Source organism: Pseudomonas capeferrum (assembly GCF_013523055.1).
Classification (GTDB): Bacteria; Pseudomonadota; Gammaproteobacteria; order Pseudomonadales; family Pseudomonadaceae; genus Aquipseudomonas; species Aquipseudomonas capeferrum_A.
In genome coordinates, this window is the sequence record NZ_JAAMQM010000017.1 from 26,638 (window position 1) to 48,465 (window position 21,828).

Consider the following 21,828-nt stretch of genomic DNA (forward strand, 5'->3'; position numbering starts at 1 on the left):
TTCGACAGATAGCAAAAACGCCCCACTAGGGGGCGTTTTTATACACAGGCTAGCGTATTAGCCTGTTATGCAGCGGCCTTTTTGGTCGCCCTTTCGATACCACGGGTGATGTACCACTGCTGGGTGATGGACAGGCAGTTGTTCACGACCCAATACAGCACCAGACCGGCAGGGAACCACAGGAAGAAGAACGTGAAGATGATCGGCATCATTTTCATGACCTTGGCCTGCATCGGATCCGGTGGCGTCGGATTCAATCGCTGCTGGATGAACATGGTAGCGCCCATGATGATCGGCAGGATGAAGAACGGATCCTTGATCGACAGGTCGGTAATCCACAGCATCCAAGGCGCCTGGCGCATCTCGACACTTTCGAGAAGTACCCAGTACAAGGCCAGGAACACCGGCATCTGTACCAGGATCGGCAAGCAGCCGCCCAGCGGGTTGATCTTCTCTTTCTTGTAGAGCTCCATCATCGCCTGAGACATCTTCTGGCGATCGTCACCGAACTGTTCCTTCAACTGAGCCAGTTTCGGCGCGACGGCACGCATACGTGCCATCGAACGATAGCTGGCCGCGGAAAGCGGGAAGAACAGCCCTTTGATCAGCATCGTCAGAACGATGATCGACCAGCCCCAGTTACCCAGCAGGCTGTGGATATGTTGCAGCAGCCAGAAGATCGGCTGTGCAATGAACCACAGGAACCCGTAGTCGACGGTCAGCTCCAGGCCTGGGGACAATTCCTTGAGCTTGGATTGGCTCTTCGGACCCGCATAGAGCGTTGCGCTGGTTTCAGCGGTAGCGCCGGCAGCCACGTTCAACGTAGGACCGGTATAGCCGATGATGTAGTTACCCTGGCTATCCTTGCGAGTCTGAACAATGTTGTTGTCCGACTTGTTCGGAATCCACGCGGTGACGAAGTAATGCTGCAGCCATGCAACCCAACCGCCGGAAACGTTTTCCTTCAGGCTGCCTTTGTCGATGTCCTTCATCGACACCTTGCGATACGGCTCCGCACTTGTCCACAGGGCCGCACCCAGATAGGTAGCCGTACCGGTGGCAGTGCTCGAGGACGGGTCGGAGCTGCCATCGCGCTTGAGCTGGGCGAACAGGTTGCCGTTCCAGGGCTGGCCACTCTGGTTGTCGATCAGGTAGTTCATGGCCAGATCGTATTCACCACGCTTGAAGCTGAAGCGCTTGATGTAGTTGACGCCGTTCTCGCTGAACTTCAGATCGACGACCAACTGGTCCTGACCGTCGGCCAACTGGAAGCGCTTGCTCTCGGCCGAGTACAGAGGACGACCCGCGGCTCGAGCGTCAGGACCGTTGGCGCCGGTCAGGCCGCTCTGGGCCAGATAGACGCGCTCGCTGCCGTTATCGAACAGCTGGAACGGAATGTCCGGATGATCCTGGCGCCGTGGATACAAAGGCAGTGCCAGTTGGACGATATCACCGCCCACCGGATCGATAGCCAGGTCCAGGACATCGGTCTTGACCCGGATCAGGTCCTTGCTGACTGCGACAGGTGTCACTTCGGCTGGGCTGGATTCACCATTGGCGCTCGGCACATCGGCGCTGGCGCCGTTATTGCCGGTTGGTACGGTATCCGGCAGCGTCGGGGCAACGTTGCTGGCAGCAGTATTCTGAGTCGGCAAGGCAGCCTGACCGTAGTCATCGTTCCACTTTAGGACGAGGACGTAGGACACGATTGCCAGGGCGACGATCAGGATCGTGCGTTTAATATCCATGATTACTCGGCTATCGAAGAAGTTCGGGAGGAAGGAGCAGGCGGAACCGGATCGAATCCGCCCTGGTTCCACGGATGACAGCGCCCCAGGCGACGAACGGTCAGCCAGGTGCCACGCATGAGGCCATGCGTATCGATGGCTTCATAGGCGTAACAGGAGCAACTGGGATAGAAACGACAGTGACTGGCCATCAAAGGACTGATGGCATAACGGTAGAACTGGATCGGTACGAGGGCCAGTTTACGCATCGTGACTGTCTACCCGTGGGGAATCGGCATTCACTGCTGGGGAGGGCCGATTGCGAGCAAGGCGCTTCCAGAGCTTGCCAAAGTGTTGGTGCAATTCTGGGTTTTCTACGTCACCCAACCCCTTACGCGCGACGACCACGATATCCCAACCTGTCAGCAGATGCTGGTGCAGGCGAAAGGAATCGCGCATCAAGCGTTTGAGGCGATTGCGCTGAACGGCGAGCTTGACGCTTTTCTTGCCGATCACCAGGCCGAGACGAGGATGATCGAGCCCGTTCTCGCGGGCAAGGATAAGCAGGTTTTTCCCTGGAACCTTGCCGGTTGGGGAGTCGAAGACCGCTTTGAAATGCCGGGGTGTAAGCAGTCGCTTGTCCCGACTGAAGTCCTGACTCACCACCTGTGCCGAAAAATCAAATGGCCAGACGCTTACGGCCTTTGGCACGACGACGCGACAGAACTGCGCGGCCGTTCTTGGTTGCCATGCGAGCACGGAAACCGTGAGTGCGCGCGCGCTTGATGGTGCTTGGTTGGAAAGTACGTTTCATGGCGTGTTACCTGGGTTCGTCGACAACGGGCCGGAATGGCCCCCGTTTTAAGAGACCGGCGATTCTAGAGAAAGCAAGCCCATAGGTCAATTTCCAACCAACCATTACTTGTCGGACAGACATGGCGTTCGTCGGATGAATCGAACGGGGCGAAGCCGGATCACGGTCTTAAACATAGAAAATAAAGAGAGGTATTAAAAAGCTTTCTAGTAAATCTTATAAAGCTTAAGGAACCCGATATCTGTGGATAAAACGTTGCAGGCCTTTATTCTAGGGTTGTACAGAGATTTGAAACATTGTCGGTAAGAGGTGCTGCGCCTGTGTGATACCCGCCTCAATCCTGTGGATAGAAAGCTATTTTATCCACAGCGGATTTATCCACAGGGTTTTGCATAGGGTTGTGCAAAGATCTCAAGTGCAGTTATGCACAGAGTTTATTCACAGGTGGCATGGGCCATTTTGGTCGATTTATGCACTCATGATGTCATCCGCATTGCACGCCTATGTGGATAAGTGCTCATCCGCTCGGTACAATGGCGGCTTGTTTTTGCCTCACCGGCGCTCAACTCAGGGGATATCCGTGTCAGTGGAACTTTGGCAGCAGTGCGTGGAACTCCTGCGCGATGAACTGCCTGCCCAGCAATTCAACACCTGGATCCGTCCGCTACAGGTCGAAGCTGAAGGCGACGAGTTGCGTGTCTATGCGCCCAACCGTTTCGTCCTCGATTGGGTGAATGAAAAATACCTGAGCCGCCTTCTGGAGCTGCTGGGGGAGCATGGCAACGGCATGGCCCCCGCTCTTTCCTTATTAATAGGAAGCCGTCGCAGCTCTGCGCCACGTGCAGCCCCCAACGCACCGGTCAGCGCGGCCATGGCTGCCACACTGGCCCAGCAGCCTGCTCAGGTCAGCGCCCCGGAACCGGTCGCGCCGGCCGCGCCTGCATTGATACTGCCTGGGGATATTCAGGCGACGCCTTCGCGCAACAGTTTCGATGCCATGGAGGATTCCGCGCCTGCCCAGCCCGGCAACGGTCGTATGGAGCCGCGTACGGTGCAGGTCGAAGGTGCGCTCAAGCACACCAGCTATCTAAACCGCACCTTCACGTTCGAGACCTTTGTCGAGGGCAAGTCCAACCAGCTGGCCCGGGCGGCAGCCTGGCAAGTCGCGGATAACCCCAAGCATGGCTACAACCCGCTCTTCCTTTATGGAGGCGTCGGCCTGGGTAAGACTCACCTGATGCACGCGGTGGGTAACCATCTCTTGAAGAAGAACCCCAATGCCAAGGTGGTTTACCTTCATTCCGAGCGCTTCGTGGCGGATATGGTCAAGGCGTTGCAGCTCAACGCCATCAACGAATTCAAGCGCTTCTACCGATCGGTGGATGCACTGTTGATCGACGACATCCAGTTCTTCGCGCGCAAGGAACGTTCCCAGGAAGAGTTCTTCCACACCTTCAACGCGCTTCTCGAAGGTGGACAGCAGGTCATCCTGACCAGCGATCGTTACCCGAAAGAGATCGAAGGCCTGGAGGAGCGCCTCAAGTCGCGCTTCGGGTGGGGGCTGACGGTCGCTGTGGAACCGCCCGAGCTTGAAACCCGGGTGGCGATCCTCATGAAGAAGGCTGACCAGGCCAAGGTCGATCTGCCTCATGACGCTGCATTCTTCATCGCCCAGCGTATCCGCTCGAACGTTCGTGAGCTGGAAGGCGCGCTCAAGCGTGTCATCGCACACTCACACTTCATGGGGCGTGATATCACGATCGAGCTGATCCGTGAGTCGCTCAAGGATCTATTGGCGCTGCAGGACAAGCTGGTCAGTGTGGATAATATCCAGCGCACCGTGGCCGAGTACTACAAGATCAAGATTTCCGATCTGCTGTCCAAGCGGCGCTCGCGATCCGTTGCGCGGCCTCGTCAGGTTGCCATGGCTCTGTCCAAGGAACTGACCAACCATAGCCTGCCTGAAATAGGCGATATGTTTGGTGGCCGTGATCACACAACGGTGCTGCACGCCTGTCGCAAGATCAACGAACTGAAAGAATCCGACGCGGATATTCGCGAGGACTACAAGAACCTGCTGCGCACGCTGACGACCTGATCGTCCGTAGCGCGGCTTCTGGAAGGCAAGGGACTAGACCATGCATTTCACCATTCAACGCGAAGCCCTGTTGAAACCACTGCAACTGGTCGCAGGCGTAGTAGAGCGCCGCCAGACCTTGCCGGTACTGTCCAATGTGCTGCTTGTCGTGCAAGGACAGCAGCTGTCGTTGACCGGTACCGACCTGGAAGTGGAACTGGTCGGCCGCGTGCAGTTGGAAGAACCCGCCGAGCCGGGCGAGATCACGGTCCCGGCGCGCAAGCTGATGGACATCTGCAAGAGCCTGCCCAGTGACGTCCTGATCGACATCAGGTTGGACGAACAGAAGCTCCTGGTAAAAGCTGGCCGCAGCCGCTTTACCCTTTCGACGCTGCCGGCCAACGACTTTCCAACCGTCGAGGAAGGTCCAGGCTCGCTGACCTGCAACCTGGAACAAAGCCGCCTGCGTCGTCTCATCGAGCGCACCAGTTTCGCCATGGCCCAGCAGGATGTGCGCTACTACCTTAACGGCATGCTGCTCGAGGTATCAACCGATACCCTGCGTGCAGTCGCCACCGACGGGCATCGCCTGGCGCTGTGTTCCATGCAGGCCGCCATTGGCCAGGCCGAACGCCATCAAGTGATCGTCCCACGCAAAGGTATTCTTGAACTGGCACGTCTGTTGACCGACCCCGAGGGTATGGTCAGCATCGTATTGGGACAACACCACATTCGAGCTACCACGGGTGAGTTCACCTTTACCTCGAAGCTGGTAGACGGCAAATTTCCTGACTATGAACGTGTCCTGCCAAAGGGTGGCGACAAGTTGGTGATCGGTGATCGACAGGCACTGCGCGAGGCCTTCAGCCGTACCGCTATTCTGTCCAACGAGAAGTACAGGGGCATTCGACTGCAGCTGGCCAGTGGTCAGTTGAAGATCCAGGCCAATAACCCCGAACAGGAAGAAGCCGAGGAAGAGATCAGCGTCGATTATACGGGCGGTTCGCTCGAGATCGGCTTTAACGTCAGCTATCTACTGGATGTGCTGGGCGTCATGACCACCGAACAGGTTCGTCTTATCCTGTCCGACTCCAACAGCAGTGCTCTGCTGCAGGAAGCCGGCAACGATGACTCAGCCTACGTTGTCATGCCGATGCGTCTGTAACCTGTAGCAGGCCCAGATGTCCCTACTTCGTGTTTCGGTCACCGCTGTACGCAATTTGCAGTCGGTGACCTTCTCTCCGTCTCCTCGCATCAACATTCTTTATGGCGCCAATGGCAGCGGCAAGACCAGTATTCTGGAGGCCGTTCATCTGCTGGGGCTGGCCCGTTCCTTCCGCAGTACACGCCTGAATCCGGTCATACAGTACGAACAGCCGAGTTGCACGGTTTTCGGCCAGGTGGAATTGCAAGAAGGCGGCTCCAGCAACCTGGGAATCTCAAGAGATCGCCATGGCGACTTTAGCATCCGTATCGATGGCCAGAATGCCCGCAGTGCTGCCCAGCTGGCCGAAATCCTGCCCTTGCAGGTGATCAACCCGGATAGCTTCCGATTGCTTGAGGGTGCTCCCAAGATTCGCAGACAGTTTCTGGACTGGGGTGTGTTCCACGTGGAACCCCGCTTCATGTCCACTTGGCAACGCCTCCAGAAGGCGCTACGGCAGCGAAACTCATGGTTGCGGCATGGTACACTTGACGCAGTTTCGCAAGCCGCCTGGGACAGGGAATTATGCCTGGCGAGCGCCGAGATAGATGAATACCGTCGCAACTACATCAAGGCCTTGAAGCCGGTCTTCGAGCGAACCCTGAGTGAACTGGTCGAACTTGATGGGCTTACCCTGAGCTATTACCGAGGCTGGGACAAGGATCGGGATTTGAGTGAAGTACTCGCCTCCTCCCTCCTTCGTGACCAGCAGATGGGACATACCCAGGCTGGCCCTCAACGTGCCGATTTGCGTCTGCGCTTGAGTGCCAACAATGCAGCCGACATTCTGTCCAGGGGCCAGCAAAAGCTCGTTGTCTGTGCGCTGCGTATTGCTCAGGGGCATCTCGTCAGTCAGAGCCGTAGAGGGCAATGCATCTATCTTGTAGATGATCTGCCATCCGAATTGGATGAGCAGCATCGCCAGGCATTGTGCCGCTTGCTTGAAGAATTACATTGCCAGGTTTTTATTACCTGTGTAGATCACGAACTACTGAGGGGAAGCTGGCAAACGGAAACGCCAGTGGCCTTGTTCCACGTGGAACAAGGGCGTCTTACCCAGACCCACGACCATCGGGAGTGAAGGCATGAGCGAAAATCAAACGTACGACTCTTCCAGCATCAAGGTGCTGAAAGGGCTGGATGCCGTGCGCAAGCGTCCCGGCATGTATATCGGTGACACAGATGATGGTAGCGGCCTGCACCACATGGTGTTCGAAGTGGTCGACAACTCGATCGACGAAGCGCTCGCCGGGCATTGTGACGACATCACCGTAATTATCCATCCGGATGAATCGATCAGCGTACGCGATAACGGTCGCGGCATTCCGGTGGATGTGCATAAAGAAGAAGGCGTTTCCGCGGCAGAAGTCATCATGACCGTGTTGCACGCTGGCGGTAAATTCGACGACAACTCCTATAAGGTTTCTGGCGGCCTCCATGGTGTAGGCGTGTCGGTAGTGAACGCGTTGTCCGAAAAGTTGGTGCTGACCGTGCGTCGTAGTGGCAAGGTCTGGGAGCAGACCTATGTCCATGGTGTGCCTCAAGCTCCGATGGCGATCGTGGGTGACAGTGAAATCACTGGCACGCATATCCATTTCAAGCCGTCCGCGGAAACCTTCAAGAACATTCACTTCAGCTGGGACATACTGGCCAAGCGAATTCGTGAGCTTTCATTCCTAAACTCGGGCGTCGGCATCCTGCTCAAGGATGAACGTTCGGGCAAGGAAGAATTCTTCAAGTACGAAGGCGGATTGCGGGCGTTTGTCGAATACCTGAACACCAACAAGAACCCTGTGAATGCTCAGGTGTTCCACTTCAACGTCCAGCGCGACGATGGCGTAGGTGTAGAAGTTGCCTTGCAGTGGAACGACAGCTTCAACGAGAACCTGTTGTGCTTCACCAACAACATTCCCCAGCGTGACGGTGGTACTCATCTGGTCGGCTTCCGCTCTTCCTTGACGCGCAGCTTGAACAGCTACATCGAGCAGGAAGGCCTGGCCAAGAAGAACAAGGTTTCCACCACGGGTGACGATGCCCGTGAAGGCTTGACTGCAATCATCTCGGTCAAGGTGCCTGATCCCAAGTTCAGCTCGCAGACCAAGGACAAGCTGGTTTCCTCGGAAGTGAAGACTGCTGTGGAACAGGAGATGAACAAGTACTTCAGCGACTTCCTTCTGGAAAATCCAGGAGAAGCCAAGGCCGTGGTCGGCAAGATGATCGACGCTGCCCGCGCTCGTGAAGCCGCTCGCAAGGCGCGTGAGATGACTCGTCGTAAAGGCGCGTTGGACATCGCCGGCTTGCCAGGCAAGCTCGCCGACTGCCAGGAGAAGGACCCTGCCCTTTCCGAACTGTACCTGGTGGAGGGCGACTCCGCGGGTGGTTCGGCCAAGCAGGGTCGGAATCGTAAGACGCAGGCGATCCTGCCGCTCAAGGGCAAGATCCTCAACGTAGAGAAAGCGCGTTTCGACAAGATGATCTCGTCCCAGGAAGTGGGTACGCTGATCACCGCATTGGGCTGCGGCATCGGTCGCGACGAGTACAACATCGAAAAGCTGCGTTATCACAACATCATCATCATGACCGATGCTGACGTCGACGGTTCGCACATCCGTACCTTGTTGCTGACCTTCTTCTTCCGCCAGCTGCCGGAATTGGTGGAGCGCGGCTATATCTACATCGCTCAGCCACCGCTGTACAAGGTCAAGAAAGGCAAGCAAGAGCAATACATCAAAGACGACGACGCCATGGAAGAGTACATGACGCAGTCGGCCTTGGAGGACGCGAGCCTTCATCTGGACGAGTCTGCGCCAGCGGTATCGGGCGTGGAGCTGGAGCGCCTGGTCAACGAGTTCCGCGGCGTGATGAAGACACTCAAGCGTCTATCGCGCTTGTACCCGCAGGAGCTCACTGAGCACTTCCTCTATCTGCCGGAGGTCACCCTCGAGCAGTTGGGCGACCATGCGGTGATGCAGGCGTGGTTGGCGCGATTCCAGGAACGTCTGAACACTACCCAGAAGTCCGGCCTGGCTTACAACGCGAGCCTGCGAGAAGACAAGGAGCGCAACGTCTGGCTGCCAGAGGTGGAAATCACTTCGCACGGCCAGGCCAGCTACGTGACCTTCAACCGTGACTTCTTCGGCAGCAATGACTACCGCACTGTGGTGGTACTGGGCGGCAAGCTGGCTACCCTGCTGGGCGAAGGGGCTTACGTCAAACGTGGCGAGCGGCGCAGGGCCGTGGTCGAGTTCAAGGAAGCCCTCGACTGGCTGATGAACGAGACCGCCAAGCGCCATACCATCCAGCGCTACAAAGGACTGGGCGAGATGAACCCGGACCAGTTGTGGGAAACCACCATGGACCCGACCGTTCGCCGCATGCTCAAGGTCACCATCGAAGATGCCATCGCTGCCGATCAGATCTTCAATACCCTGATGGGTGATGCTGTAGAACCGCGACGTGAGTTCATCGAAAGCAATGCGCTATCGGTATCCAACTTGGACTTCTGATAAGCAAAGCTGCAGGATCCGCTGATTCGACCACTGTCGATTTCAGCGACAAAAAGGCCAACCATCAAGGTTGGCCTTTTTTTGGGTCTGTGGATCTAGCGACCGAGCATCACAGCCCGCAGTTGGTTCTGAGCTTGCTGAACTGCAAGCTTATCGTTTCTGTTGCATGGAACCAGACGACGTACCTGAACATACGCTTCAAGTGCCCTGCTCTAGCGATTACCGCCTTTGGAACACCCTTCACCGAAAGCCGCCTACTCCGCCAGTAGCGATTCCTGCTCGCGCGCGCACACCGATAACAGATAATCCCAGACCACACGAAGACGTACCGACTTGTGCAGCTCACGCCGAGTACATATCCAGTAGCTTCGCTGGATCGTCTCGTCAGGCAACACCCTCACCAAAGCAGCATCATGCCTGGCCATATAGTTGGGCAAGACGGCAATGCCCAGCCCCGCTCTGGCCGCCTGTTGCTGGGCAATCACGCTGGTGCTGCGAAACGCTACATTGGGCGCGCGGCAGAAACTGTTGAGGAACAGCAACTCCTGGCTGAACAGCAGATCATCGACATAGCCGATCCAGCTGTGCAACGCGAGGTCCTCGCGGTGCCGCAGTGGCGGTGCCTTTGCCAGGTATCCGGGGCTGGCATAGAGCGCCAGTCGGTAATCCGTCAGCTTGCGAGTTATCAACAGGTCGGCATTGGGCCGCTCCAAATGAATACTGATCTCGGCTTCGCGGTTCAGGATACTGACGAAACGTGGCACCGCGACCAACTCCACTTCCAGGCCCGGATAGCGCTTGAACAGTTCGTTCATCCGCGGCGTGAAGAACATGATGCCGATGCCCTCCGTCACGCCAAGACGAATCTTGCCGAGCGGCGTGATGGCCTGGGTGATTTCCTCCTGTGCCAGCAAGGCGACGTTTTCCATGGCTTCGGCGTGCTTGAGCAAGGCCTGGCCGGAGGGTGTCAGTTCGTAACCCTGCGCATGCTGCACGAACAGCGCTGTCCCGAGACTCTTTTCGATACTTTCGATATGCCGGGCCACGGTACTGTGGGTAGTGTTCAGGCGTTTGGCTGCCGTCAGCAAGCGACCGCTGCGCTGCAACTCGAGAAAGAACCTTAGATCGTTCCAGTCGAACATGCCTTTCCTTGGGAGCCTGAGATCTAGATGGGTGCGCTAAAACGCACAGCGGTTGAGTGAAATCTAACGTTTTCACAGTGAAAATAATCAATAAGATAGTTAGCGACAAGAATAATAATCAGGCGCGAGGTTGCACATGCCATCAGCCGATTCTGTCTTCGATTTCGTGATCGTGGGTGCCGGCCCCGCTGGCTGCCTGCTTGCCAATCGATTGTCCGCCGATCCTTCATGCCGGGTGCTGTTGCTCGAGGCTGGTGGTCGCGACAACTACCCCTGGATACACATTCCGGTCGGTTACCTGTATTGCATCGGTAACCCGCGTACCGATTGGTGCTTCAAGACCGAAGCGCAGGTTGGCCTGGGTGGGCGCAGCCTGGGTTATCCACGCGGCAAGGTGCTGGGTGGCTGCTCATCCATCAATGGGATGATCTACATGCGCGGACAGGCTGCCGACTACGATGCCTGGGCCGCGCAAGGCAATGCCGGCTGGGCATGGTCGGACGTCCTGCCATTGTTCAAGGCCTGCGAGAACCATCATGCCGGTGAGACAGACAGCCATGGGGCCGAGGGCGAATGGCGCGTCGAACAGCAACGCTATTCCTGGCCCATCCTGGATGCCTTTCGTGAAGCTGCCCAACAGAGTGACATTGCCACGGTGGCGGACTTCAATACCGGTGACAATCAAGGCTGTGGATACTTTCAGGTCAACCAACGCAGCGGTGTCCGCTGGAACGCTTCGAAGGCGTTTCTGCGTCCGGTCCTCAAGCGCCCCAATCTGACGGTACTGACCGACGTGCAGGTCGATCAGGTGGTCCTGGCAGACGGACGGGCTTCAGCGGTAAAAGCCTATTGGCAAGGAAAATGGCATGGCTTTGCCGCGCGGCGTGAGATCATTCTCTGTGCTGGCTCCGTGGGATCCCCTGGCATATTGCAGCGTTCGGGCATTGGCCCGCGCAAGCTGCTGGAAGATTTGGGTATCGCTGTGCGCAAGGAATTGCCTGGCGTCGGTGGCAACCTGCAGGACCACCTGCAACTGCGCCTGGTCTATCAGATCCGTAATACCCGTACCTTGAACCAGATGGCCAACAGCCTGTTCGGCAAGATGGGCATGGGCCTGCGCTATCTCTACGATCGCAGCGGACCGCTGGCCATGGCGCCGAGCCAGTTGGGCGCCTTCGTTCGATCCGATCCGCAGCAGGCGACCGCAAACCTGCAATACCACGTCCAGCCGCTGTCCCTGGAGCGCTTCGGCGAGCCCTTGCATCAGTTTCCGGCCTTCACCGCTTCGGTGTGCAACCTGCGTCCCAAGAGCCGTGGACGCATCGATATTCGCTCGGCAGACATGACTGCCGCACCGCTCATCGATCCCAACTACCTCAGCGATGCAGAAGACCTGCGCGTCGCCGCGCAATCGGTACGACTGACCCGTCGTATCGTCCAGGCCCCTGCCCTCGCGGCATTCTCGCCAGTGGAGTATCTCCCGGGTTCCGCGCTGCAGACCGAGGAGGAGTTGCAAGAAGCGGCCGGCAGGATCGGTACTACCATCTTCCACCCGGTAGGGACATGCCGCATGGGCAGCGGACCACTCGATGTAGTCGATGACCAACTACGGGTGCATGGCATTCCTGGCCTGCGAGTAGCCGACGCCTCGATCATGCCGCAGATCGTTTCCGGGAATACCTGCTCGCCTACACTCATGATCGCCGCCAAAGCGGCTCAACTTATCCTCAAGGGAGCGGCAACCCGCATCAACCTCAGCGATAGAAGTGCGATACCGACGCCCTGACCCGGGTGTGTGCAAGACCGGCAGCCTAGCGGTCGATGGCTGTCGACAGTGGAAACAACAAAAATAATCACTGTGGCCTGCGGGCCGAGGACAGCAACGATGTCGGATTACATTGGAGAGCAAGGTGCGGCGACCGCTACCAACAGTCGGCGTGAGGAACGCAAGATCATTTTCGCGTCATCCCTCGGGACAGTGTTCGAGTGGTATGACTTTTTTCTCTATGGGGCTCTGGCAGCGGTCATCAGCAAGCAGTTCTTCGCAGGCGTCAATGACACCACGGCTTTCATCTTCGCTCTGATGGCCTTTGCGGCCGGGTTCCTGGTGCGGCCCTTCGGTGCCTTGGTATTCGGTCGCCTGGGGGACATGATCGGGCGCAAGTACACCTTTCTCATCACCATCGTACTGATGGGGCTGTCGACCTTTGCGGTCGGTCTTCTGCCCACCTATGCGAGCATCGGTATCGCCGCACCGATACTGCTGGTGGTCCTGCGCATGCTGCAAGGGCTGGCGCTTGGCGGTGAATACGGCGGTGCCGCGACCTACGTGGCCGAACATGCGCCGCCTGGCAAGCGCGGCTTCCATACCGGCTTCATCCAGTCCACCGCTACTCTCGGCCTGCTGCTGTCGTTGCTGGTGGTCCTGGGCAGTCGTTATATCAGTGGCGACGAGTTCGAAACCTGGGGATGGCGCCTGCCGTTCCTGTTGTCGATCGTGCTGCTGGGCATCTCCACCTGGATTCGCATGAGCATGCACGAGTCGCCGGCCTTCGTGAAAATGAAGGCCCAAGGCAAGGTGAGCAAATCGCCGATTCGGGAATCCTTCACCTCGTGGCCCAACCTCAAGGTGGTGCTGACGGCGCTGTTCAGTATCAACGCGGGACAAGCCGTGACCTTCTATACGGCGCAGTTCTACATCCTGTTCTTCATGACCCAGATGCTCAAGATGGACCCGGCTCAAGCCAACACCTTGCTGATCATCAGCGTGGTCATCGGCGCGCCGTTCTTCGTGTTCTTCGGCTGGCTCTCCGATCGTGTCGGACGTAAACCGATACTCATGCTCGGGTTGCTGTTGGCCACCGTGCTGTACTTCCCGATGTTCAAGGCCCTGAGCCATTATGCCAACCCCCAGATCGATGCGGCGAGCCGCGAGGCACCCATCGTCGTAAACGCGGATCCGCGAAGCTGCACCTTCCAGTTCGATCCAGTAGGCAAGGCTCGTTTCGACAGCCCATGCGACAAGGTCAAGACCTTCCTGGTCAAACAAGGGCTTCCCTACAGTTCGACCAGTACCGCAGCTGGAAGCGAAGTGGTCGTCACCATTGGCGACAAGGCCATCAATGGCTTCGATGAAGCGGCCATGCGGGCGGCGATCGAGCAAGCGGGCTATCCGGCCAAGGCTGACCCGGCGCAGGTCAATGAAGTGATGGTCGTGGTGCTTATCGTGGCGATGATCCTGATCGCGACCATGACTTATGGGCCATTGGCAGCGGTGATGGTCGAGCTGTTCCCGACACGAATCCGCTACACCTCGATGTCTCTGCCCTACCATATCGGCAATGGATGGTTCGGTGGCTTCCTGCCCACCGTATCCTTTGCATTGGTGGTATACACCGGGGATATTTTCTACGGGCTCTGGTATCCCGTGCTGATCACGGGCATCAGCCTGATCGTGGGTATCTTCTGTCTGAAAGAGACACGGGACGTCGATATCGACAAGGTCTGAGCAGGCAAGAAAAAACCGGCGTAAAAGCCGGTTTTTTTAGATCGCAAAAAAACTTATGCACGTTTTCAGAAAAATCTATTCATCTGATAATAATCAATAAAATCAAAATGTTATGGAATTAATCGACCATTGATTCAGAAATTACCAACACGTTATCCACAGATCGTTACACCAAACCCTGATCGGGTTGCTGTATAGGTTCGGCGATCGATCCCAAGGCATGTTGAGTCGCCTCGTTCCAGCGTGCCGCTCGGTCATTGAGCTCGGCAACGGCACGGGGCCCCGTCCCTTCAGCGTACATCGGCTTGCCGATGACCACCTCGATCGTGCCTGGATGCTTGGCCCAGCCTTCCTTGGGCCAGAACTTGCCTGCGTTGTGCGCAATGGGCAGTACCGGCAGGCCGGCATTGACCGCCAGTGCCGTGCCGCCACGAGAAAACTTGCCGATCTGGCCATAAGGCACACGTGTGCCCTCAGGGAAGATCAACACCCATACGCCTTGCTTGAGCAGCTCGTCGCCCTTGCTGGCCACATGGCGCAAGGCCTCTTTGGGATTGTTGCGGTCGATGGCGATGGGACGCAGCATGGCCATCGCCCAGCCGAAGAAGGGCACGTACAACAGCTCACGTTTGAGCACCTGGCTCATGGGCTGGAAGTAGGCGGAAAGGAAGAACGTTTCCCAGGTGCTCTGGTGATTGGAGAGAATCACGCACGGTTGCTCTGGAACATTCTCGGCGCCGGTAATCTTGTAGCGAATGCCTAGGAACACCCGCGCCAACAGCACGGCGAAGCGACACCAATACACGTTGATGAAGCGGTAGCGTTTGCGAAAGGGCAGGAAGGGTGCGATGAAGAAACTAAGCGTGCACCACAGCAGCGAACTGGTCCCCAACAGCAGGTAAAAAAGAAAGACTCTGATCGCCTGCAGGATCGACATAGTGGCAAATACCGTTGCGGGACAGTGCCCGCCTGAATGAAAAGTACGCCCAGCGAAGCGCACTACTGGATAAGTTCTCTGGCGACTGCGGCCAGGTCATCGAAAATCAGCGTGGTTTCCGGTATCCCTTTTTCCAGGGTCCGTACGCCTTTGCCAGTCTTCACCAGCACAGGTTGTGCATGGACAGTCAGCGCTGCTTCCAGGTCACCCTTGCTGTCGCCGACAAACCAGACATCGGTCAGGTCGACGTGGTAATGCTCGGCAATGGCCAGCAACAGGCCGGGCTGTGGCTTGCGGCAAGCGCAACCATCGTCCGGGCCATGCGGGCAATGCACGATCAGCCCGACCTCGCCTCCCTGTTCGGCGACCAATGCACGCAGGTGCGCGTGCATGGCGTCGAGGGTCGAGAGCGGATAGTAGCCGCGGGCGATGCCGGACTGGTTGGTGGCCACGGCCACCGTCCAGCCCGCCTTGCTCAACTGCGCGATGGCCTCGATCGAGCCGGCAATGGGCTTCCACTCCTCCAGCGACTTGATATAGGCGTCAGAGTCGTGATTGATCACGCCATCCCGATCAAGAATCAGCAGCTTCAAGGTTCACCCCAACAGCGAGATATCGGCCACGCCCAGGAACAGGCCGCGCAGGCGGCTGAGCAGGGCATAACGGTTGGCGCGCACCTTGGGATCCTCGGCGTTGACCATCACCGCTTCGAAGAACGCATCGACCGGCTCGCGCAGGGCCGCCAGACGAGCCAGCGATTCACTGTACTGACGTGCCGCGGCCATCGGTTGCACGGCATGGTCGGCCTGCTGGATGGCCGAATACAGCGAGAACTCGTTGGCGTTGTCGAAGTACTTCGGTTCGACCTGAGCGGCGATTGCGCCTTCGGCCTTGCCCAGCAGGTTCGATACACGCTTGTTGACCGCCGCCAGCGCTTCGGCTTCCGGCAGCTTGCGGAAGGCCTGCACTGCTTGCACACGCTGGTCGAAGTCCAGCGCCGAAGCTGGCTTGAGGGCGCGCACCGACAGGTAGGTGGCGACATCGATGCCTTCGTCTTCGTAACGCGCACGCAGGCGATCGAAGATGAACTCCTGCACCTGCTCGGCCAAGCCTGCGGCCTTCACTTTGCTGCCGAACTGGGTGACGGCGAAGCTGACCGCGCCGTTGAGGTCGAGGTCGAGTTGCTTCTCGATCAGAATGCGTAGCACGCCCAGGGCGGCACGACGCAGCGCATAGGGATCCTTGCTACCGGTGGGCAGCATGCCGATGCCGAAGATACCGACCAGGGTATCGAGCTTGTCGGCGATCGCGACAGCGGCACCGGTCAGGGTTTCCGGCAGTTCGGCACCCGCGCCGCGCGGCATGTATTGCTCGTTCAGCGCCAGCGCGACATCTTTCGGCTCGCCGTCGTTGAGCGCGTAGTAGTAACCGGCAACGCCCTGCATCTCAGGGAATTCACTGACCATTTCGGATGCCAGGTCGCATTTCGACAGCAGACCGGCGCGCGCGGCACGTTGGGCGTCGCCACCGATGTGCGGGGCGATGAAGGCAGCCAGTTTCGAGACGCGCTCGGCCTTGTCGTAGACACTGCCCAGCTGCGCCTGGAAGACCACGTTCTTCAAGCGCTCGTTGAACGATGCCAGCGGCTGCTTCTTGTCCTGCTTGAAGAAGAACTCGGCATCGGTCAGGCGTGGTCGCACGACCTTCTCGTTGCCTTCCACGATCTGCCGCGGATCCAGGCTTTCGACGTTCGCCACGGTGATGAAGCGCGGCAGCAGTTTGCCTTCGCTGTCCAGAAGGCAGAAATACTTCTGGTTGTCCTGCATGGTGGTGATCAACGCTTCCTGAGGCACATCGAGGAAACGCTCCTCGAACGAGCAGACCAGCGGCACCGGCCATTCGACCAGGGCTGTCACCTCATCGAGCAGTGCAGGCGGCACGATGGCAGTGCCTTCCTGCTGCAGGGCCAGCTCGGCGGTACGTTTGGCGATCAGCTCGCGGCGCTCGGCGAAATCGGCCAGTACATAAGCCTTGCGCAGATCGGCAGCGTAGTTGGCCGGTGCAGTGATGGTGACGTTCTGCGGATGGTGGAAACGGTGACCACGGGATTCGCGACCGGCCGTCTGCGCCAGGATCGTGCAATCGATGACCTGATCGCCGAGCAGCATCACCAGCCACTGGGTCGGACGCACGAACTCTTCGCGACGAGCACCCCAGCGCATGCGCTTGGGGATCGGCAGGTCGTTGAGGGAGTCTTCGACGATGGTCGGCAGCAGGCTGGCGGTCGACTTGCCCGGGATATGCTGGGAGAAACGCAGCTTGGCGCCGCTCTTGTCGATGTCGGACAGCTCTACACCGCATTTCTTGGCAAAGCCCAGGGCAGCCTGGGTCGGATTGCCATCGGCATCGAACGCGGCCTGAAGGGGTGGGCCATCGATATTGATGCTGCGATCGGGCTGCTGCACGTCAAGCTGGGTGAGCAGCACGGCCAGGCGACGAGGGGCCGCGTAGACCTGCTTGCCGGTGTAGTTGAGGCCGGCCGCCTGCAGACCCTTCTCGATCCCTGCCAGGAACGCGTCGCCCAGCGTGGCGAGGGCCTTGGGTGGCAGCTCTTCGGTGCCCAGCTCGACCAGGAAATCTTGAGCACTCATTGTGCAGCCTCCAGCTTAGCCAACACTTCATCTCGTAGTTCGGGGGTTGCCATCGGGAAGCCCAGGCGTGCACGGGCATTCAGGTAGCTCTGGGCCACGTCACGGGCCAGGGCGCGTACGCGCAGGATGTAACGCTGGCGTTCGGTCACCGAGATGGCACGGCGCGCATCGAGCAGGTTGAAGGTATGGGAGGCCTTCAACACCATCTCGTAGGTCGGCAGCGGCAGATCGAGCTTGATCAGGCGGTTGGCTTCGCTTTCATAGAAATCGAACAACTCGAACAGTTTTTCGACATTGGCGTGCTCGAAGTTGTAGGTCGACTGCTCCACTTCGTTCTGGTGGAACACGTCGCCGTAGGTCACCTTGCCGAACGGGCCATCGGTCCATACCAGGTCATAGACCGAATCGACGCCCTGCAGGTACATCGCCAGACGCTCCAGGCCGTAGGTGATTTCACCGGTGACCGGCAGGCATTCGATACCGCCCACTTGCTGGAAATAGGTGAATTGAGTGACTTCCATGCCGTTGAGCCAGATTTCCCAGCCCAGGCCCCAGGCGCCGAGCGTTGGCGATTCCCAGTTGTCTTCGACGAAGCGGACGTCGTGCACCAGCGGATCCAGGCCGATGGCTTTCAGCGATCCCAGATACAGTTCCTGGAAGTTGGCCGGATTGGGCTTGAGCACGACCTGGAACTGATAGTAATGCTGCAGACGGTTGGGGTTTTCACCATACCGTCCGTCGGTTGGACGACGGCTTGGCTGCACATAGGCGGCGTTCCAGGTTTCCGGGCCGATGGCGCGCAGGAAAGTAGCAGTATGGAAAGTGCCGGCGCCTACTTCCATATCGTAGGGCTGAAGTACCACACAACCTTGTTCCGCCCAGTACTGTTGAAGGGCGAGGATCAGGTCTTGGAAGGTACGCACGGCTGGCGTAGGCTGGCTCACGAAATTCACCTGTATCTAGGGCTGCGAATGTAAAGAGCGGGAGTATAACCCGATTCGCCGGTCCCACTACCCCAGGAGCCTTATGCCCCGCTGCTTTTGGTGTTCCGATGACCCGCTGTACCAGGCCTACCATGACCGGGAATGGGGCACGCCGCAGCGCGATCCCGCGGTGCTGTTCGAAATGCTCTTGCTCGAAGGCTTCCAGGCCGGTCTGTCGTGGATCACCGTACTGCGCAAGCGCGAACGTTACCGCGACGTGCTCTACGGTTTCGAACCACAACGTCTGGCCCAGATGAGCGATGCCCGGATCGAGGAGCTGATGCTGGACGCGGGCATCATTCGCAACCGTCTCAAGCTGAAGGCGGCCCGGCGCAACGCGCAAGCGTGGCTGGCTGTGGATAACCCTGCCCAATGGCTCTGGTCCTTTGTCGACGGCATGCCGAGGATCAATCATTTTCGCGATCGCGCCGAAGTCCCGGCCGTGACCGACGAAGCTCGAGCGATGAGCAAGGCCCTGCAGAAGGCGGGCTTCACCTTCGTTGGCCCGACCATCTGCTACGCCTTCATGCAGGCGACCGGCATGGTCATGGATCACACCACCGATTGCGATCGTTACGCCGCATTGCTGCGCTGAGGTTTACAATGCGCGCCTTGCATTAGAAGGAATCAGCCTGTGGAAAAATTCAAAGGCGCCCTGATGGTCGGTGCGCTGCGATTGTTCGCCAAGCTTCCCTGGGGGGCCGTGCAGCGGGTCGGTACCGGCATCGGCTGGCTCATGTGGAAAATCCCCAACGGGTCACGCAATGTCGTGCGCATCAACCTGGAAAAGTGCTTCCCGGAAATGGACCCGGCGGCTCGCGAACAATTGGTCGGTCGAGCGCTGATGGACATCGGCAAGTCGTTCACCGAAAGCGCCTGTGCCTGGATCTGGCCGGCGCATCGTTCGCTGGCGCTGGTCCGTGAAGTGCAAGGCCTGGAGGTGCTGGAAGCGGCGCTGGCCTCGGGCAAGGGTGTGGTGGGGATCACCAGCCATCTGGGCAACTGGGAAGTGCTCAATCACTTCTACTGCAACCAGTGCAAGCCGATCATCTTCTATCGTCCGCCCAAGCTGAAGGCGGTGGACGACCTGCTGCGCGAACAGCGGGTGCAGATGGGCAATCGCGTGGCGCCATCGACCAAGGAGGGCATTCTGAGCATCATCAAGGAAGTCCGTCGTGGCGGTCAGGTGGGCATCCCCGCGGATCCGGAGCCGGCGGAGTCGGCCGGCGTGTTCGTGCCCTTCCTCGGCACTCGGGCCCTGACCAGCAAGTTCGTACCGAACATGCTGGCCGGCGGCAAGGCGGTGGGGGTCTTCCTGCATGCCCTGCGCCTGCCGGACGGCTCGGGATTCAAGGTGATCCTCGAAGCCGCTCCGCCAGCGATGTACAGCGAAGACACCGCCACGGCGGTCGCTGCCATGAGCCAGGTGATCGAACGCTATGTGCGCGAATACCCCAGCCAGTACATGTGGAGCATGAAGCGCTTCAAGAAGCGCCCCGAGGGCGAGCAACGCTGGTATTGAGTCGAGACGAGCGCGGGTACCGACGGTGCCCGACGCTCGCGCTCATTGGCCGGACTTGTCCAGCTTCTTCAGAAAGACGCCCATTTCCTTTTCGGCCTGCTTGTCACCGTGCGCCCGAGCCGCGGTCACCCCCTGCTCCCAGGCATGGCGCGCCGCGGCCAGGTCACCTCGCAACTGGTGCGCCTTGCCCAGCAGCTTCCAGGCAGCCGAATACTTCGGATCGAACTCGACGCAGCGGGCCAGGTGCTCGGCAGCCTGGTCGGCGTCACCGGTATCCAGCCACGACTTGCCAAGGCCAAAGCGCAATAGCGAGTTATCCACACCCTTGGCCAGCATCTTTTCCAGTGATTCGCGCATCGGGTTCTCCTAGAAAAAGCTGAGGCCGACGTGGAACAGCTTCTCCACATCGCGAATGTGCTTCTTGTCCACCACGAAGAGGATCACGTGATCCCCGGCTTCGATCACCGTATCGTCATGGGCGATGAGCACCTGCTCGGCGCGGATGATCGCACCGATGGTGGTGCCCTCCGGCAGGGCGATGTCTTCGATGGCCTTGCCAATCACCTTGCTCGACCGGGAGTCGCCATGGGCGATCGCTTCGATGGCCTCGGCGGCACCCCGGCGCAGCGAATGCACGCTGACGATATCGCCTCGACGCACGTGAGCCAGCAAGGTGCCGATGGTTGCCAACTGCGGGCTGATGGCGATATCGATTTCGCCGCCCTGGACCAGGTCGACATAGGCCGGGTTGTTGATCAGGGTCATGACCTTGCGCGCGCCCAGTCGCTTGGCCAGCAGCGAGGACATGATGTTGGCTTCGTCGTCGTTGGTCAGGGCCAGGAAGATATCCGCCTGGGCGATGTTTTCCTCGAGCATCAGGTCCCGGTCCGAGGCACTGCCCTGGAGCACCACGGTGCTTTCCAGGTTATCGGACAGGTAGCGGCAGCGGGCCTGGCTTTTCTCGATGATCTTCACCTGGTAGCGGCTTTCGATCGCCTCCGCCAGGCGCTCGCCGATCTGCCCGCCGCCGGCGATCACCACGCGCTTGTTGGTCTCGTCGATTCGTCGCAGCTCGCCCATCACCGCACGGATGTGCGCCTTGGCGGCGATGAAGAAGACCTCGTCGTCGACCTCGATCACCGTATCGCCCCGCGGCTTGATCGAGCGGTCACGACGGAAGATGGCGGCCACGCGGGTATCGACATTGGGCATGTGGGAACGGATCTGACGCAGCTGCTGACCGACCAGGGGGCCGCCGTGATAGGCCTTGACCGCGACCAACTGCGCCTTGCCGTCGGCGAAGTCGATCACCTGCAATGCGCCTGGGTGCTCGATGAGGCGCTTGATGTAGTGAGTGACCACCTGTTCCGGGCTGATCAGCACATCCACCGGGATGGCCTCGTTGTCGAACAGCTCCGAGCGCGTCAGGTAGGACGCTTCACGTACTCGAGCGATCTTCGTCGGCGTGTGGAACAAGGTATAGGCGACCTGACAGGCCACCATGTTGGTTTCGTCGCTGTTGGTCACCGCCACCAGCATGTCGGCATCGTCCGCCCCCGCCTGGCGCAATACCGTGGGCAGCGAGCCGCGGCCCTGCACGGTGCGGATATCCAGGCGATCGCCCAGATCGCGCAGGCGCTCGCCGTCGGTGTCGACGACGGTGATGTCATTGGCTTCGCTGGCCAGGTGCTCAGCCAGCGTGCCCCCTACCTGTCCTGCGCCGAGGATGATGATCTTCATCCGCTACTCCTGGTCTG

At 58.9% G+C, this 21,828-nt stretch carries 19 protein-coding genes; 8 read left to right on the top strand and 11 right to left on the bottom strand.

Annotated features, from left to right (window positions below):
• Positions 1 to 65 precede the first annotated feature (65 nt).
• The 4 genes from yidC to rpmH are packed head-to-tail and all read right to left on the bottom strand — an operon-like array spanning position 66 to position 2,541.
• A complete protein-coding gene (gene yidC, locus G7009_RS19145) occupies positions 66 to 1,748 on the bottom strand; it encodes a membrane protein insertase YidC (RefSeq protein WP_181131663.1) in 1,683 nt (560 codons plus the stop codon).
• Positions 1,749 to 1,750: 2 nt separating this feature from the next.
• Complete coding sequence (gene yidD, locus G7009_RS19150) at positions 1,751 to 1,996, bottom strand: membrane protein insertion efficiency factor YidD (RefSeq protein WP_181131664.1); 246 nt, start codon at positions 1,994 to 1,996, stop codon at positions 1,751 to 1,753.
• Positions 1,989 to 2,393 carry a ribonuclease P protein component gene (rnpA, locus tag G7009_RS19155; RefSeq protein ID WP_181131774.1) on the bottom strand — a complete coding sequence of 135 codons (405 nt, stop codon included), beginning with the start codon at positions 2,391 to 2,393 and terminating at the stop codon, positions 1,989 to 1,991. The genes yidD and rnpA overlap by 8 nt, the downstream gene beginning before the upstream one ends.
• 13 nt (positions 2,394 to 2,406) lie before the next feature.
• Complete coding sequence (gene rpmH / locus G7009_RS19160) at positions 2,407 to 2,541, bottom strand: 50S ribosomal protein L34 (protein ID WP_003253163.1); 135 nt, start codon at positions 2,539 to 2,541, stop codon at positions 2,407 to 2,409.
• A gap of 580 nt (positions 2,542 to 3,121) precedes the next feature.
• Here rpmH and dnaA point away from each other — a divergent pair.
• The 4 genes from dnaA to gyrB are packed head-to-tail and all read left to right on the top strand — an operon-like array spanning position 3,122 to position 9,328.
• Positions 3,122 to 4,639, top strand: a complete 1,518-nt coding sequence (gene dnaA, locus G7009_RS19165; RefSeq protein WP_181131665.1) for a chromosomal replication initiator protein DnaA — start codon at positions 3,122 to 3,124, stop codon at positions 4,637 to 4,639.
• A 40-nt stretch (positions 4,640 to 4,679) separates the two neighbouring features.
• Positions 4,680 to 5,783: a DNA polymerase III subunit beta gene (gene dnaN / locus G7009_RS19170; protein ID WP_181131666.1), complete on the top strand. Its 1,104-nt coding sequence runs from the start codon at positions 4,680 to 4,682 to the stop codon at positions 5,781 to 5,783.
• 16 nt (positions 5,784 to 5,799) lie between these two features.
• Complete coding sequence (gene recF, locus G7009_RS19175) at positions 5,800 to 6,903, top strand: DNA replication/repair protein RecF (protein ID WP_181131667.1); 1,104 nt, start codon at positions 5,800 to 5,802, stop codon at positions 6,901 to 6,903.
• A gap of 4 nt (positions 6,904 to 6,907) precedes the next feature.
• On the top strand, positions 6,908 to 9,328 hold the full coding sequence (gene gyrB / locus G7009_RS19180; RefSeq protein WP_181131668.1) for a DNA topoisomerase (ATP-hydrolyzing) subunit B: 2,421 nt from the start codon (positions 6,908 to 6,910) through the stop codon (positions 9,326 to 9,328).
• A 254-nt stretch (positions 9,329 to 9,582) separates the two neighbouring features.
• Here the strand turns inward: gyrB and G7009_RS19185 are convergent, their stop codons facing one another.
• Entirely contained in the window at positions 9,583 to 10,470 is an 888-nt protein-coding gene (locus G7009_RS19185; protein WP_181131669.1) for a LysR family transcriptional regulator, read from the bottom strand.
• 136 nt (positions 10,471 to 10,606) lie between these two features.
• On the opposite strand from G7009_RS19185, the gene G7009_RS19190 reads away from it, so the two are divergent.
• Both G7009_RS19190 and G7009_RS19195 read left to right on the top strand, forming a co-directional pair.
• Positions 10,607 to 12,256: a GMC family oxidoreductase gene (locus tag G7009_RS19190; RefSeq protein WP_181131670.1), complete on the top strand. Its 1,650-nt coding sequence runs from the start codon at positions 10,607 to 10,609 to the stop codon at positions 12,254 to 12,256.
• A 99-nt stretch (positions 12,257 to 12,355) separates the two neighbouring features.
• Positions 12,356 to 13,978 (top strand): MFS transporter, encoded by a 1,623-nt coding sequence (locus G7009_RS19195; protein WP_181131671.1) that lies wholly within the window; start codon positions 12,356 to 12,358, stop codon positions 13,976 to 13,978.
• Positions 13,979 to 14,144: 166 nt separating this feature from the next.
• Here the strand turns inward: G7009_RS19195 and G7009_RS19200 are convergent, their stop codons facing one another.
• From G7009_RS19200 to glyQ, 4 genes are all read right to left on the bottom strand, one after another.
• Positions 14,145 to 14,915 carry a lysophospholipid acyltransferase family protein gene (locus tag G7009_RS19200; RefSeq protein ID WP_181131672.1) on the bottom strand — a complete coding sequence of 257 codons (771 nt, stop codon included), beginning with the start codon at positions 14,913 to 14,915 and terminating at the stop codon, positions 14,145 to 14,147.
• Positions 14,916 to 14,977: 62 nt separating this feature from the next.
• Positions 14,978 to 15,508 carry a D-glycero-beta-D-manno-heptose 1,7-bisphosphate 7-phosphatase gene (gene gmhB / locus G7009_RS19205; protein ID WP_181131673.1) on the bottom strand — a complete coding sequence of 177 codons (531 nt, stop codon included), beginning with the start codon at positions 15,506 to 15,508 and terminating at the stop codon, positions 14,978 to 14,980.
• A 3-nt stretch (positions 15,509 to 15,511) separates the two neighbouring features.
• Complete coding sequence (gene glyS, locus G7009_RS19210) at positions 15,512 to 17,566, bottom strand: glycine--tRNA ligase subunit beta (RefSeq protein WP_181131674.1); 2,055 nt, start codon at positions 17,564 to 17,566, stop codon at positions 15,512 to 15,514.
• A complete protein-coding gene (gene glyQ / locus G7009_RS19215) occupies positions 17,563 to 18,510 on the bottom strand; it encodes a glycine--tRNA ligase subunit alpha (RefSeq protein ID WP_181131675.1) in 948 nt (315 codons plus the stop codon). The genes glyS and glyQ overlap by 4 nt, the downstream gene beginning before the upstream one ends.
• Positions 18,511 to 18,592: 82 nt before the next feature.
• Between glyQ and G7009_RS19220 the strand changes: the two genes are divergently transcribed.
• Positions 18,593 to 19,144, top strand: a complete 552-nt coding sequence (locus G7009_RS19220) for a DNA-3-methyladenine glycosylase I (protein ID WP_181131676.1) — start codon at positions 18,593 to 18,595, stop codon at positions 19,142 to 19,144.
• Between the two features lie 39 nt (positions 19,145 to 19,183).
• Positions 19,184 to 20,071 (top strand): lysophospholipid acyltransferase, encoded by an 888-nt coding sequence (locus tag G7009_RS19225; RefSeq protein ID WP_181131677.1) that lies wholly within the window; start codon positions 19,184 to 19,186, stop codon positions 20,069 to 20,071.
• 42 nt (positions 20,072 to 20,113) lie between these two features.
• Here G7009_RS19225 and G7009_RS19230 read toward each other — a convergent pair whose 3' ends face one another.
• Both G7009_RS19230 and trkA read right to left on the bottom strand, forming a co-directional pair.
• Positions 20,114 to 20,428, bottom strand: coding sequence for a tetratricopeptide repeat protein (locus G7009_RS19230; RefSeq protein WP_181131678.1), 315 nt, complete (start codon positions 20,426 to 20,428; stop codon positions 20,114 to 20,116).
• A 9-nt stretch (positions 20,429 to 20,437) separates the two neighbouring features.
• Positions 20,438 to 21,811: a Trk system potassium transporter TrkA gene (gene trkA / locus G7009_RS19235; protein WP_181131679.1), complete on the bottom strand. Its 1,374-nt coding sequence runs from the start codon at positions 21,809 to 21,811 to the stop codon at positions 20,438 to 20,440.
• Positions 21,812 to 21,828 lie beyond the last annotated feature (17 nt).

What these genes read in the sequence shown, in the direction of transcription:
- G7009_RS19190 (WP_181131670.1), top strand. Translation starts at nt 10,607, where the DNA reads ATGCCATCAGCCGATTCTGTCTTCGATTTCGTGATCGTGGGTGCCGGC.
- G7009_RS19185 (WP_181131669.1), bottom strand. Translation starts at nt 10,470, where the DNA reads ATGTTCGACTGGAACGATCTAAGGTTCTTTCTCGAGTTGCAGCGCAGC.
- glyS (WP_181131674.1), bottom strand. Translation starts at nt 17,566, where the DNA reads ATGAGTGCTCAAGATTTCCTGGTCGAGCTGGGCACCGAAGAGCTGCCA.
- rpmH (WP_003253163.1), bottom strand. Translation starts at nt 2,541, where the DNA reads ATGAAACGTACTTTCCAACCAAGCACCATCAAGCGCGCGCGCACTCAC.
- G7009_RS19195 (WP_181131671.1), top strand. Translation starts at nt 12,356, where the DNA reads ATGTCGGATTACATTGGAGAGCAAGGTGCGGCGACCGCTACCAACAGT.
- dnaN (WP_181131666.1), top strand. Translation starts at nt 4,680, where the DNA reads ATGCATTTCACCATTCAACGCGAAGCCCTGTTGAAACCACTGCAACTG.
- yidC (WP_181131663.1), bottom strand. Translation starts at nt 1,748, where the DNA reads ATGGATATTAAACGCACGATCCTGATCGTCGCCCTGGCAATCGTGTCC.
- trkA (WP_181131679.1), bottom strand. Translation starts at nt 21,811, where the DNA reads ATGAAGATCATCATCCTCGGCGCAGGACAGGTAGGGGGCACGCTGGCT.
- gyrB (WP_181131668.1), top strand. Translation starts at nt 6,908, where the DNA reads ATGAGCGAAAATCAAACGTACGACTCTTCCAGCATCAAGGTGCTGAAA.
- recF (WP_181131667.1), top strand. Translation starts at nt 5,800, where the DNA reads ATGTCCCTACTTCGTGTTTCGGTCACCGCTGTACGCAATTTGCAGTCG.
- G7009_RS19220 (WP_181131676.1), top strand. Translation starts at nt 18,593, where the DNA reads ATGCCCCGCTGCTTTTGGTGTTCCGATGACCCGCTGTACCAGGCCTAC.
- G7009_RS19200 (WP_181131672.1), bottom strand. Translation starts at nt 14,915, where the DNA reads ATGTCGATCCTGCAGGCGATCAGAGTCTTTCTTTTTTACCTGCTGTTG.
- yidD (WP_181131664.1), bottom strand. Translation starts at nt 1,996, where the DNA reads ATGCGTAAACTGGCCCTCGTACCGATCCAGTTCTACCGTTATGCCATC.
- G7009_RS19230 (WP_181131678.1), bottom strand. Translation starts at nt 20,428, where the DNA reads ATGCGCGAATCACTGGAAAAGATGCTGGCCAAGGGTGTGGATAACTCG.